Consider the following 13,274-nt stretch of genomic DNA (forward strand, 5'->3'; position numbering starts at 1 on the left):
CATGTCCAGTGATGACAGTCTGCCGCAGCAAAATCTTCTGGCCGCCGTCGATCTGGGCTCCAACTCCTTTCATATGGTTATCGCGGAAGAGGTGGGCAGCGAGTTACGCCTGCTCGATCGTCTGCGCGAAGGTGTGCGCTTGGCCGAAGGACTGCGTCCCGAGGGCGGCTTGGCGCCGGAGGTCGCGCGTCGTGCGGTAGACTGTCTGCAACGCTTTGGTCAACGCTTGCGCTCTGTACCCAAGGAGCGCATTCGCGTCATCGGTACGAACACCCTGCGTATGCTGCGCGATGCCGAGCCCTTCCTCGCCGAGATCGAGGCGGCGCTTGGCGTGCCTGTGGAGATCGTTGCTGGGCGTGAAGAGGCACGGCTCATCTATCTGGGCGTGGCGCACAGCTTGGCGGTAGCGCCGGAAGAGCGGCGCCTGGTAGTCGATATTGGCGGCGGCAGCACGGAAATTATTGCCGGGCGTGGTTTTAGCCCAGGCATTCGCGAGAGTCTGCATTTTGGCTGTGTGCGTTCTACGCAAGAGTATTTTTCCGATGGCAAGATCATCAGTCGTGACGCCTATGCGGCGTTGCAACGCCGGGTGCGGCTAGCCATAGAGCCAGCCCTGGGAGATTATCGCCGTTTTGGTTGGGATCAGGCGGTTGGCTCCTCGGGAACGATCAAGGCTATTGCCCGTATTCTCCAAGAAAATGGCCGTGGCCAACGCATCACTGCCGTGGGCTTGCGCTGGTTGCAGGAAGAGCTTCTTTCTCTGGGAAATTTCCGCGCCCTTGCGCGCTTGGCTGGTCTGAAGAGTGACCGGGCGCCGGTTTTCCCGGGCGGGCTCGCCATTCTTGCAGCGATTTTTGATTCCTTCCAGCTACAAGAAATGCGCTTTTCCGAGGGGGCCCTGAGGGAAGGTGCGATCTATGACTTGCTCGGACGTATTCAACATGAGGATAGTCGCGAAGTCAGTGTGCGTGGTCTGCAAGAACGCTTTCACAGTCAGCGGGAGCGTAACGCCGAGGTTGCGCTTTGGGCCGAGCGCATTTTTGCGGCTACGGCTTCGGAATGGGAGCTTGCAGAGGCCCATCGAGGCTGGCTGCGCTGGGCGGTCATGACCCACGATATCGGTCTGGACATTGCCCATTCCGGCTTCCATAAACATAGCGAGTATATCTGGCGCAATGGTGACATCGCTGGGTTCTCCCGCCGCGAACAAAATCTCATCGCTACCTTACTACGCTCGCAGAGAAAAAAACTTCTGAGCGTGACACAGATACAGGCGCTTGGCGTGGGAGTCGATGATCTTGCCACCTTGCAAAAGCTTGCCGTTATTCTGCGCCTAGCTATTCTCCTGCAACGCGGTGCCGGAGAGCTCGACACGAAGCCGCAGATTCTCGTAATGGGTAAGACCTTGCAATTGCAGTTTGCCAGTGGTTGGCAGCGAACAGCGCCACTGTTGTACGCCGAGCTAGAGAATGAGCGCGATTTGTTGTCTCCTGAATTTCAACTTCTTTTTTGATTTGTCGTAAATTTCTTGGAACTCCTCAACTGGCTCTTTGCGCATCTTGGCTATGCCCCCGTAACCCTCACCGATGTTAGTGAATTTCTGCGGCGCTATGGCTATGGCATTCTATTTTTAGGGACCCTGTTCGAAGGGGAAGCGGTCGTGGTTATCGCTGGTGCCCTGGCGCACGCCGGAATTCTTTCCTGGGCGGGCGTAATCGTTGCTGCCTGGGCGGGTAGTACCCTCAATGATCAGATCCTCTACCTGCTCGGCTATCGCTATGGTGAGCGCCTGATTTCCTGGCTGCCAAATTTTCTACGTCGTCACATTGCCCGTGCCGAGACCCTGATTCGCCGCTTTGGTGATTGGATTACGTTGTTGTTTCGCTTTATCTACGGTACCCGCACCATCACCCCCATTCTCCTCGGCATGCATCGTTATCATCCGCGCCGGTATCTGTGGATGAATCCCATTGCCGCGCTGCTTTGGGCCATGCTCATCAGTACTGCTGGCTACCTGCTTGCCGCCTCGCTACCCCTTCTCCTGCGCGAACTTCGCTACGTACAGATGGCCTTTCTTGCTCTTTTGGCCGTCGTTATTGCCTATCTCGTTTGGCGGCAGCGCCGCAGGAATCGCGATGAGTGAGCAATAAAGCCAGAGTTTCTTTACTTTCGCATTGCCGCGCGGCGGCTTTTTTGCTATAACGCGCCGCAGGCCCATGTTGGGCCAATTCACACATCGATCCGCACCTGCTGCCGGGTGTCCTGCGGGATGGCAAACAGGGGGTCGGTGGCGGCTATCAACCCGAATCTATGGAGTATTTTATGACCAGTCCTAACGTGAGCATGCGTGCTCTTCTCGAAGCCGGCGTACATTTCGGACACCAGTCCCGTTATTGGCATCCCAAGATGGCCCCTTACATCTTTGGTGAGCGCAACCGGATTCACATCATCAACCTCGAACATACTCTACCGATGCTCCGTACTGCCCTGGGCTTTCTCGAGCAGTTGTCGCGCAAGCACGGACGGGTGCTGTTCGTAGGTACCAAGCGCCAGGCGCGTGATGTGATTGCCGAAGAAGCAAAACGCTGCGGCGCCTTCTACGTCAACCAGCGTTGGCTGGGCGGTACCCTCACCAATTTCAAGACGATTCGCCAGTCCCTGCGGCGCATGGAAGAGCTTGAGCAGATGCGCAATGATGGCACCATCGACAAGCTTACCAAAAAAGAAGCCCTCGATCTGCAGCGCGAACTCGACAAGTTGGAGCGCAGCTTAGGCGGTATCAAAGACATGACCGGGGTTCCTGATGCGATCTTTGTCATCGACGTAGGCCACGAGAATATCGCGGTTGCGGAAGCGAAGAAGCTGGGCGTGCCGGTGATCGGTGTAGTAGACAGCAACTGTAACCCCGGCCTGATCGACTACCCGATTCCTGGAAATGACGACGCCGGGCGTGCCATTCGCCTGTATGCCAGTCTTGCCGCTGATGCCATCCTGGCTGGGCGTCAAGGTGTTGAGGCAGATCTGCTCGACGAATTTGTCGAAGTAGATGAAGACGTTATTGAGATCGATGCCGACTGATTTGGTTTTCTACGCAGAATTGAGGAGTTAGAAATGGCAATTACGGCGCAGCAAGTCAAGGAACTGCGGGAGCGTACGGGCGCAGGCATGATGGAGTGCAAAACCGTGCTCAGTGAAGCGAATGGCGATATGGATGGTGCTATCGACCTCTTGCGCAAGCGTGGTTTGGCCAAGGCCGACAAAAAGGCGGGCCGGGTTGCGGCTGAGGGTGTGGTTATGGTCGCGAGCAGCGCCGATCAGCGTAAGGCAGTGATCGTTGAACTCAACTGCGAGACGGATTTCGTAGCGAAGAACGACGACTTTGTTGCGTTCGCCAAGCGCTGTGCCGAGGCCGCGTTGGCCAACGCCGCAACGCTGCAGGATCTGGCTACCGGTGATATCGAAGAGACTCGCAAGGGCTTGGTCAGCAAGCTGGGCGAGAACATTGCCTTGCGCCGCGTGCGGCACCTGGGCGCCGATGCCGGGCGTGTGGGAACTTACCTGCACGGCAGCCGCATTGGTGTGCTCGTTGCGGTCCGAGGTGAGGTTTCGGAAGATCTCGGACGCGACCTTGCCATGCACGTAGCGGCGTCCCGCCCCGAGGTAGTGAATCCGCAAGACGTTTCTGCAGATCGGGTGGAGAAGGAGAAGGAAATTCTCATCGCGCAAGCAGCCGATTCTGGCAAGCCGCGAGACATCATCGAAAAGATGATTTCCGGGCGGATGAGTAAATTCCTCAACGAAATTGCCTTTACCGGCCAGCCTTTCGTCAAGAATCCCGACCAGACCGTAGGCGACCTGCTCAAGGCATCGGGCAACGCGACGGTGCTGGAATTTGTCCGATACGAAGTCGGCGAAGGCATTGAGAAGGCTCCCACGGCAGATTTTGCCAGCGAGGTCATGGCCCAAGTCCGGGGCAGCTAATGGAGGCCCCGCTGCGTTACCAAAGGGTTCTGCTCAAATTGAGTGGTGAAGCCCTGATGGGCGATGAGCAGTATGGTGTCGATCGTGCGGTGGTGCAGCGGATGGCTGCCGAAATTAAAGAGGTGGCTGACGCCGGAGTACAGGTGGCGGTAGTCATTGGTGGCGGCAACATCTTCCGCGGTATGGCGAAGGCCGCCGAGGGAATGGATCGAGCCACCGCCGATTACATGGGTATGCTTGCCACCGTGATGAATGCCTTAGCCGTGCAAGACGCCCTTGAGCATCTCGGTCTGCCGACCCGTGTGCAATCGGCCCTGCACATCGAACAGGTGGCAGAGCCGTACATTCGCCGGCGGGCCATTCGCCACCTGGAAAAAGGGCGGGTGGTGATCTTTGGCGCGGGTACGGGCAATCCCTTCTTCACTACCGATACCGCTGCCAGTTTACGCGCCGTCGAGATTAATGCCGAATTGGTGCTCAAGGGCACTAAGGTTGATGGTATTTATACCGATGATCCGGTAAATAACCCTGACGCCATGCGCTATCGTGAATTGAGCTTCGATCAAGTCCTGGAGCAGGGCCTGCAAGTGATGGATGCCACAGCGATTACCTTGTGTCGGGACAACGATATGCCCATAGTGGTCTTTTCCATGAACAAGGCTGGGGCCTTGCTTCGCGTCCTGCAGGGCGAGGAAGAAGGAACCACAGTACGGAGTGCGGTAGCATGAGTATTGCCGAAACCAAGAAAGACGCCGAAACGCGGATGAAGAAGAGCATTGAATCGCTCAAGTCTGAATTGTCGCGTTTGCGCACCGGTCGGGCGAACACTGGTCTCTTAGACCCAGTAGAAGTCGATTATTACGGCAGCCCTACGCCTTTGTCGCAGGTTTCCTCGGTGAGCGTAGCGGACGCGCGTTCCCTCGTTGTCACCCCCTGGGAAAAGCATCTGATACCCAAAATCGACAAGGCCATTCGTGATGCTGGGCTGGGGCTGAACCCAGTCGCCGGGTCGGACAACGTACGCGTGCCCTTGCCACCTCTTTCCGAGGAGCGACGCAAGGAGATGGCCAAGATCGTGCGCTCGGAGGGCGAGGGTGCGCGTGTTGCCATTCGCAACATCCGCCGTGACGCGATCACGCAGATCAAAAACCTATTGAAAGATAAAGCGGTTTCCGAGGACGAAGAGCGGCGCGCCGAAGAGGAATTTCAGAAGCTCACCGACCGTTTCATCGATGAGGTGGAGGGCGTGATCGAGGCGAAAGAATCGGACCTGATGGAGGTCTGAGTTGAGCCTAAGCCTAGCAGCAGATTTGGCCAACAAGCGGCCACAGCATATTGCCATTATCATGGACGGTAATGGCCGCTGGGCCTATCGTCGCCACCTCCCACGCGTTGCCGGGCATCGCCGTGGCGCCGAAGTGGTGCGCGAGATGGTACAACGCTGTGTCGATTGGGAGATTCCCCACCTCACCCTCTTTGCCTTCAGCACCGAAAATTGGCGACGCCCGCCCCTCGAAGTTCGTCTGCTGATGAACCTCTTTCGCCTGCTGTTGCGGCGAGAGGCGAAAAAACTGCATGAAAATGGGGTGCGTCTACGCATCATCGGTGACCAGAGCAATTTGGCGCCAGATCTGCAGGCCTTGATTCGGGATGCGGAAAGTCTTACCGCGGAAAATCGTCGTCTGACCCTGAATCTGGCGGTGAATTACGGCGGGCGCTGGGACATCACCAGTGCGGCGAAACGAGCCATTGCAAAATGTCTGGCGGCGGGGCGCGATCTGGATTCTCTCAGTGAGGAGGACATCAGCGCCGAGCTCTGTTTGGCCGATAGTCCAGCACCAGATTTACTGATCCGTACCGGCGGCGAAGAACGCATCAGCAATTTCCTCGTTTGGCAATTGGCCTACACCGAGTTTTACTTTACCGATACGCTCTGGCCCGACTTTGATGGCAATGCCCTGGAATTGGCGCTCAAGTCTTTTGCCCATCGGCAGCGGCGTTTTGGCCGAACCGGTGATCAAGTACAGGAAGATGCTTGCGCCAGCGACTAATTACGGCATTTTTCCTCTTGGCATTTTTTGTGCCGCTTGTATTCTATGGCAATTCTTGGCTTTTTCTGGCCATTCTGGTCTTGCTGCTGGCGATTGCAGCCAATGAGTGGGCACATTTGCTGGGCCTGCGCTGGCCCTTCTCTTGGGCCATCCTTTCGGTCGCTGCCTACCTGATTGCAGTAATTTTCTGGCCCACGGCGGGACTCTGGCCGGCCTATCTTGCGTTTGCCTGCATCGCTTTCTGGCTGTTCGTGCTGATGTTGATCCTGTTTGTGCAGGCACGCGCTACGTTGTCTCGGCGGCTCCTGCAAGGCAGCGCCTGGCCGGTGCTTCTGCCCGCTTTTTGGTTCGCTTTCTACTTGCAGAATCGGCATCCGCTCCTGTTACTTTGGGGCCTGTCCATCATCGTGATGACCGACGTAGCGGCGATGATGGCAGGAAAACGCTTTGGTAAGGCACGCTTGGTGCCCAAGCTTAGCCCGGGCAAGACCTGGGCCGGACTATGGGGTGGCTTGCTCGGCGGCGTCCTGGTAGGCACACTGGGGGGCGGATGGTTGTGGTCTTGGCAGTTCGGCACGGTATTGCTGGGGGCTGCCTTAGGTCTAGTGGTGGCAGCTTTTGGCGTGCTTGGGGATCTCTTCGAGAGCCTGCTCAAGCGCTCTGCCGGAAAAAAAGATAGTGGCCAGCTCCTGCCCGGCCATGGTGGCATCCTCGATCGTATTGATGCGATGACAGCGGGGCTGCCGATATTTGTCAGTTTGTTGGTTTGCTGGGGGAAATTATGACACGCGGAATATGCATCCTCGGAGCGACGGGCTCTATTGGCAAGAGCACCCTCGACGTACTGGCCAGGCATCCAGATCGCTTTCACGTGTTGGTTCTCACCGCTAACCAGCGTGTGGATGAAATGGCCACTTTGTGTCGCCAGTATCGCCCAAAACTCGCGGTCATGCGCGATTCCGCCAGCGCACGCAGCCTGCGAGAGAAGCTCGCAGACCTGCCTGATATCGAGGTCAGTGGCGGTGACGAGGCCTTGCAGGCAGCCGTTACCTATCCTGGTGTCGACGATGTGATGGCTGCTATTGTCGGCGCGGCAGGACTATTACCCACCTTGGCAGCGGTGCGTGCCGGCAAAAAGATCTATCTTGCCAACAAAGAATGTCTGGTGATGGCGGGCGAGCTGTTCATGCGCGAGGTACGTCGCCATCAGGTGACGCTGCTCCCTATTGATAGTGAGCACAACGCCATCTTTCAATGCTTTGGTGATGAGCGGGGAGTGCGCCGTATTATTCTTACTGCCTCTGGTGGCCCGTTTCGGCAAACACCGGTGGAAGAGTTGCAACGGGTCACCCCCGATCAGGCCTGCGCGCATCCCAATTGGGTCATGGGGCGCAAAATATCCGTAGACTCTGCGACCATGATGAATAAGGGCCTGGAGGTCATCGAAGCGCGCTGGTTGTTTGATCTGAGCGTCGATCGCATTAGCGTACTCATTCACCCGCAGAGCATCATTCATTCCATGGTCGAGTATCTGGATGGATCGGTGCTCGCCCAGCTGGGTAATCCCGATATGCGCACGCCGATTGCTCATGCGCTGGCCTACCCCGAGCGTATCGATAGCGGTGTTTCTTCTCTCGACCTGGCGCGTGGCCCGGCACTGCAGTTTGAAGAACCGGATTTGCAGCGCTTTCCTTGCCTTGCCTTGGCCTTTCAGGCAATTGCCGGTGGTTCGGCAGCCACTGCCGTGCTCAATGCCGCCAACGAGATTGCCGTGCAGGCCTTCCTCGATGGGCAGTTGTCTTTCCCCGATATTGCACGGGTGGTAGCCGCTACCCTTGACGCCTACCAGCCGGCTGCACCCGCAGACCTCGATGCCGTCATGGCCATCGATGCCGAGGCGCGGGTGCAGGCGCGGCAGCAAATTCCGTTGGCAGGTGCAGCCTAAATTAAGGGAATTTTGTGGGCATTCTGACGACCCTGGTCGCCTTTCTCGTCGCCATCAGCATATTGGTGACCTTTCACGAAGCTGGGCATTTCTTTGTCGCGCGCGCGCTCGGTGTACGCATCCTGCGCTTCAGCGTAGGTTTCGGGCCCGCAATCTGGCAGCGTAGCTTTGGCAAGGACGCCACGGAATTTCGCTTGGCGGCAATTCCTTTCGGCGGTTATGTAAAGATGTTGGAAGAAAACCCCGAAGAACCCCTGCCGCAGGTAGATCGGGGACGCGCCTTCAATACTCTCGCGCCAGGCAGACGGATGCTGATTGCTGTGGCCGGACCGGGAGCAAATTTTCTCCTCGCTATTCTGGTTTATGCCGCAGTCGGCATCATCGGTATTCCCGGTATTGCGCCGATCATCGGTAGTATCGACCCGCATGCCTTTGTCGCGCAGAACAGTCGCCTGCAGACGGGTGACCGCATTGCCCAGGTCAACGGCGCCGCGGTTCACAACTGGCAGGATCTGCGCGTGCATTTGCTCGCTGCGGCAGTGAATGAGCAGGCCGCCCGCCTAACCGTGCAAGACTTGGCAGGGCACACACGAGATATTAATCTGCCCTTACAAAAATTGCCTGCAGATAGTGTGGGCGCAGGATTCTTGTCTGAAATTCTGGGGGTTGGACCGTATTTGCCGCCGGTAGTCGGGTCGGTCTTGCCGCATAGCCCGGCCGCCAGACTGGGTTTGCAAAAGGGTGACAAAATCATTGCGGTAGCGGGCCGCAAGACCTTCAGCTGGCAAGAGGTAGTGCAGGGCATTGAGGCGGAACCCGCAAAACCGGTGACGATCCGGTGGCAGGACCCGCAGGGCACGGTGCGCAGTGGCGAGGTCGCCTTGCAGACGGTGCTTTCCCACGGCAAGACGGAAGGCTATCTGGGGATTACCCTTGCGCCCTTGCCCAAATCTCTCATTGTGCTGCATCGCCGGGGGTTTTTTGCCGCGCTGGGCTATGGTGCGCAGCAGACCTGGACCGTCACCAGCCTCTCTTTGGAGATGATCTGGCGGATGATTCAGGGCACCGTGTCGACAAGCAATATCAGTGGTCCGATCGGCATTGCCGAAGTGGCAGGGCAAAGCTTCGCTGCTGGCTTCGCCCCCTATCTGAGCTTTCTTGCACTCTTGAGCGTGAGCTTGGGGGTGATCAATCTCTTCCCACTCCCGGTCTTTGATGGCGGTCACATCGCTTTTGCCATCGCCGAACTCTTGCGTGGGCGCCCGCTGCCTCCCGAGTGGATGCAAAAAGCGCAGATGATCGGTATAGTGCTGATCCTGATGCTTCTATTCCTCGCCTTGTACAACGACACAGTGAGAATGTTGAAACCGTGAAGAAAATGCGCCTTCCTTCCCGATCCACCCGGGCTATTACCCTGTCAGCAGCAGTGTTTTGTGCTTCCAGCTTCGTCTCGGCATGTGCCTTTACTCCTTTTACTGTGCAGAATATCGAGATCAAGGGGTTGCAGCACATCACCCCAGGTACGGTATACAACTATCTGCCGATACACATTGGCGAGTCGGTTGACGACGCCATGGCGCAGAAGGCCGTGCAGGATCTCTATTCCACGGGCTTTTTCCAGGATGTGAGTGTCGCCCGCTCTGGAAATGACCTCGTCGTGGTGGTGAAAGAGCGTCCCATTATCGCCAGTATCGAAACCAAGGGCATCAAGGCCTTTTCCAAGGATGAGGTGGCGTCCACCCTCAAAGGGATTGGGCTGGAGGTGCGCCATATCTTCAACAAGGCGACCCTCGACCAAGTGGTGCAGGGTTTGCAACAGCAGTACGAGGGCATGGGCTACTACGATGCCAAAATTACCCCCCATGTCGAGACACTGCCGCGCAATCGTGTTGCTATCCGCATCGACGTGGAGCAGGGACAGCAGGCGACCATCAAACAGGTCAACATCATCGGTAACCATGCCTTCAGCGAAGAGCGTCTGCGCGGACTATTCTCCATTGGTGCGCCGGATGCCTTCTCGTTCTTCAGCAAAAATGATCGTTACTCGCAGGAAAAATTTTCCAAGAGTTTGGAGAAGATCACTAATTTCTATCTCGATCATGGCTATTTGAACTTTGCCATAGAATCGACACAGGTGCAGGTCACCCCAAACCGTCGTTTTGTTTATCTTACGGTAAATGTTCATGAAGGCGATGTGTATCATGTTAGCAAGGTGGATCTGACCGGAGATCTGATTCTGCCACGAGAAAAGCTGGAAAAACTCATTGAGATACATCCCGGTGAGCGTTTTTCCAAGGCAAAAATTTTGGCAACGAATAAGGCCATTGCCGATGAATTAGGTAACTATGGCTACGCCTTCGCGAGTACCACACCGGTGCCCACCGTCGACCCCAAGACCCATGAAGTGGCCTTGAATTTTCAGGTGGATCCGCAGCATCGGGTCTATATTCGCCGCATTGAGATCAGTAACAATAATCGTAGTATGGATTATGTGGTACGACGCCAATTTCGGCAGATGGAGGGCTCGCTCTACAATCGCAGCTTGATCGATCGATCGAAACTGCGTTTGGAACAGACAGGGTTCTACCAGAATGTTACCACCAAGACCGTGCCGGTGCCGGGGCATCCCGATCAACTAGATCTGGATGTGGCCGTAGACGAACGTCCAACTGGCTCGTTCAGTGTTGGCGTGGGCTACTCCAATGCCCAGGGCTTTCTCTTTAACGGTTCCATCACCCAGAAGAATTTTATGGGTACCGGTAATGCCCTATCTTTTTCTGCCAATGTTGGTGGTTTGGGTAGTGCGTTTAACCTGTCTTACACGGATCCGTATTTTACTCCCGATGGCATCAGCCTCGGCTTCAACGTCTTCCGTAATGATACCAATCTCTCTACCTTGGCAGTGGCACCCTATCAAGAGGTAGATCTGGGCGGAGCCGTTACCCTGGGTATTCCGGTTATGGAGTATGTGTATGATTACATGTCGTTGGGATACACGAATACCCGGATTACTTTAGACACCAGTAATCCGATCCCGCTGTATCAAAATTATATCAATAATTACGGGAACACGACGAATTCCGTTACTATCGGCAATGATTTGGTTTATAACACCACCAACTCGCCAATTTTCCCAACGAAAGGAATTTATAGCAGCTTGTCGCTGAAGGCGGCAGTGCCGCCCGGCAACCTGCGCTGGTACAAGGCGGAGGTGAAAAGCAATTACTATCATCCGTTCACTTCCTGGCTGACGGGCGGCCTGGGGCTACGTTATGGCTTCATCAATAGTTTCTCGGGTAAGCCTGTCCCCTTCTTTAACAACTTTTACCTGGGTGGTCCCTTGACCTTGCCGGGCTATCAGACCTATGCCCTGGGCCCACAAATAGATGGATATCCAGTGGGGGGTACGCGCGAGCTTCTCCTCGACGCCAATCTGTATTTTCCCTTGCCCGGCTTGGAAGATAACCAGAACTTCCGCATGAACGCTTTTGTTGCCAGCGGCTGGGTGTATGGCGTCAATCCGGTGGCCGGCAGTACCACAAATTACACCTATTCGAACAACTACTTTCCGAGTTTTGGCGAGATGCGCACAACAGCAGGTATTGGCCTGCTCTGGATCAGCCCGCTCGGGCCGCTACGGCTGTCCTTGGCCATACCGTTGGACAAAAAGCCGGGGGATCTGACCCAGCCACTGCAGTTTACCGTGGGTAACGCCTTCTGATGCGGCATTGGTGGGCAACGTGGATTTTCGTCCTCGGTTGTGGTGTTCTGACCGTACCTTGGGCGCTCGCAGATACCCCAAAAATCGGCTTTGTGGACCTCGACAAGGCGTTGCGGGAGCTGCCCGAAGCCCAGATTGGGGCGAAAAACCTCAATCAGTTGATTGCCGAGAAAGAAAAGGCGATTGAGCAGAAACAGCAACAGATTGTTGGCGCGCAAAAGAGCCTGGAGGAAGATTTTCCGAAGCTGAATAATGCGGAGCGGCAAAAACGCGAAGCGCAGTTGCAAGGCATGGTCATGGATTTGCAAAAACTGCGGCAATCTGCCCAGGATCAAGTCAATTTGGAGCGCAATCAGGTGCTTGAAAATATTCAAGCGCGACTGGTTCGGGTCGTGACGAGAATTGGCAAACAAGGGCATTACACACTGATATTAAATGACAAATCGGTGCTCTATGTGAATGGTGCTATTGATCTCACCCAACAGGTGGTTGCCGCCATGGAGAAGCCGAAGCCCGGGGCGCCAAAATGAGTGCTTTGGCATTGGTGCAGTACACGCTGGGGGAGTTAGCCGCTGCTCTGCAGTTGCCTTTCCGCGGCGACGCGGCGCTGGTGTTTCGTGCCATTGCGCCTTTGCTGACTGCGCAAGAGGATGAACTCAGCTTTTTACAGGACGCGAAATATCTGCCGCTCTTGTCGCAAACGCACGCGGGTGCGTTAATCATTTCTTCCACTTACGTGGAGCAGTATAGCGGCCCAGCCATTTGGACAGACAATCCCTACGCAAGCTTTGCTCGGGCTATGCAGTTGCTGTATCCCGAAGTAGCGGCGGCGCCCTGGCGTTCGCCGGATGCACGCATCGCCGCAGATGCCCAGGTCGACCCGAGCGCACGCATCGAGGACTTTGTGCAGATCGGTGCCGGGGCGAAGATTCACGCTGGTGTTTGGTTGGAAAGCGGTGTGGTCATCGGTCCGGGTGTGGAGATTGGCGCCAATTCCCATCTCTATCCGGGGGTCAAGATTCTCGCAGGGTCGATCCTCGGCGAGCAATGCATTATCCATAGTAACGCCGTTATTGGTGCCGATGGCTTTGGTTTCGCACAAACCGGGGTAGGATATGAAAAGATCCCGCAGGTTGGGCGGGTGATCCTCGGTACAGGAGTAGAGATTGGCGCCAATACCTGTATCGACCGTGGAGCTCTCGCGGATACGATCATTGGCGCTGGGGTGAAAATTGACAACTTGGTTCAGATTGGCCACAACGTTGAAATTGGTGCGGATACCGTGATTGCCGGGCAGACTGGAATTGCCGGCAGTACCAAAATCGGTCGACGTTGCCGCATTGGTGGTCAGGTAGGCTTTGCGGGACATATTACCATCGCCGATGGCACTATGATTGCCGGTCAAAGTGCGATAACTCATGACATTCGCCAAGCTGGCGTTTATTCTGGTGTTATTCCCGCACAAGAAGTACGACGCTGGCGACGTACGGTTGCACAACTCAATCGTCTGGACGGTATCCTGCGCCGCTTGCGCGGCACGACAGGCAATACATCCGATTCCTCTTCCACTTAGGAG

Annotated in this window: 13 protein-coding genes; all 13 read left to right on the top strand. The window is 56.0% G+C overall.

What is annotated here, in order from left to right; all coding sequences use genetic code 11:
- The first annotated feature begins 1 nt into the window (after nucleotide 1).
- The 13 genes from AB4090_RS00790 (at nucleotide 2) to lpxD (ending at nucleotide 13,271) form a co-directional block, all read left to right on the top strand.
- Nucleotides 2-1,513 (top strand): Ppx/GppA family phosphatase, encoded by a 1,512-nt coding sequence (locus AB4090_RS00790; RefSeq protein ID WP_369571949.1) that lies wholly within the window; start codon nucleotides 2-4, stop codon nucleotides 1,511-1,513.
- Between the two features lie 15 nt (nucleotides 1,514-1,528).
- The gene (locus AB4090_RS00795; protein WP_369571950.1) at nucleotides 1,529-2,143 is read left to right on the top strand and encodes a DedA family protein; all 615 of its coding nucleotides are present in this window, start codon (nucleotides 1,529-1,531) and stop codon (nucleotides 2,141-2,143) included.
- 179 nt (nucleotides 2,144-2,322) lie between these two features.
- Nucleotides 2,323-3,078 (top strand): 30S ribosomal protein S2, encoded by a 756-nt coding sequence (rpsB, locus tag AB4090_RS00800; RefSeq protein ID WP_369571951.1) that lies wholly within the window; start codon nucleotides 2,323-2,325, stop codon nucleotides 3,076-3,078.
- 33 nt (nucleotides 3,079-3,111) lie between these two features.
- On the top strand, nucleotides 3,112-3,981 hold the full coding sequence (gene tsf / locus AB4090_RS00805) for a translation elongation factor Ts (protein WP_369571952.1): 870 nt from the start codon (nucleotides 3,112-3,114) through the stop codon (nucleotides 3,979-3,981).
- A complete protein-coding gene (gene pyrH / locus AB4090_RS00810) occupies nucleotides 3,981-4,709 on the top strand; it encodes a UMP kinase (RefSeq protein ID WP_369571953.1) in 729 nt (242 codons plus the stop codon). Before tsf ends, pyrH begins: the two co-directional genes overlap by 1 nt.
- Complete coding sequence (frr, locus tag AB4090_RS00815; protein WP_369571954.1) at nucleotides 4,706-5,266, top strand: ribosome recycling factor; 561 nt, start codon at nucleotides 4,706-4,708, stop codon at nucleotides 5,264-5,266. The genes pyrH and frr overlap by 4 nt, the downstream gene beginning before the upstream one ends.
- 1 nt (nucleotide 5,267) lies before the next feature.
- Complete coding sequence (uppS, locus tag AB4090_RS00820; protein ID WP_369571955.1) at nucleotides 5,268-6,032, top strand: polyprenyl diphosphate synthase; 765 nt, start codon at nucleotides 5,268-5,270, stop codon at nucleotides 6,030-6,032.
- Entirely contained in the window at nucleotides 6,017-6,817 is an 801-nt protein-coding gene (locus AB4090_RS00825; protein ID WP_369571956.1) for a phosphatidate cytidylyltransferase, read from the top strand. The genes uppS and AB4090_RS00825 overlap by 16 nt, the downstream gene beginning before the upstream one ends.
- Nucleotides 6,814-7,977 carry a 1-deoxy-D-xylulose-5-phosphate reductoisomerase gene (gene ispC / locus AB4090_RS00830; RefSeq protein ID WP_369571957.1) on the top strand — a complete coding sequence of 388 codons (1,164 nt, stop codon included), beginning with the start codon at nucleotides 6,814-6,816 and terminating at the stop codon, nucleotides 7,975-7,977. Before AB4090_RS00825 ends, ispC begins: the two co-directional genes overlap by 4 nt.
- A 14-nt stretch (nucleotides 7,978-7,991) precedes the next feature.
- Nucleotides 7,992-9,350 carry an RIP metalloprotease RseP gene (rseP, locus tag AB4090_RS00835; RefSeq protein WP_369571958.1) on the top strand — a complete coding sequence of 453 codons (1,359 nt, stop codon included), beginning with the start codon at nucleotides 7,992-7,994 and terminating at the stop codon, nucleotides 9,348-9,350.
- 5 nt (nucleotides 9,351-9,355) lie between these two features.
- Nucleotides 9,356-11,698 carry an outer membrane protein assembly factor BamA gene (gene bamA / locus AB4090_RS00840; RefSeq protein ID WP_369572161.1) on the top strand — a complete coding sequence of 781 codons (2,343 nt, stop codon included), beginning with the start codon at nucleotides 9,356-9,358 and terminating at the stop codon, nucleotides 11,696-11,698.
- Nucleotides 11,698-12,228, top strand: coding sequence for an OmpH family outer membrane protein (locus AB4090_RS00845; protein WP_369571959.1), 531 nt, complete (start codon nucleotides 11,698-11,700; stop codon nucleotides 12,226-12,228). Before bamA ends, AB4090_RS00845 begins: the two co-directional genes overlap by 1 nt.
- A complete protein-coding gene (gene lpxD / locus AB4090_RS00850) occupies nucleotides 12,225-13,271 on the top strand; it encodes a UDP-3-O-(3-hydroxymyristoyl)glucosamine N-acyltransferase (RefSeq protein WP_369571960.1) in 1,047 nt (348 codons plus the stop codon). Before AB4090_RS00845 ends, lpxD begins: the two co-directional genes overlap by 4 nt.
- The last annotated feature ends 3 nt before the right edge of the window (nucleotides 13,272-13,274 follow it).

This window comes from Acidithiobacillus sp. IBUN Pt1247-S3 (assembly GCF_041146875.1).
Lineage (GTDB): Bacteria > Pseudomonadota > Gammaproteobacteria > Acidithiobacillales > Acidithiobacillaceae > Igneacidithiobacillus.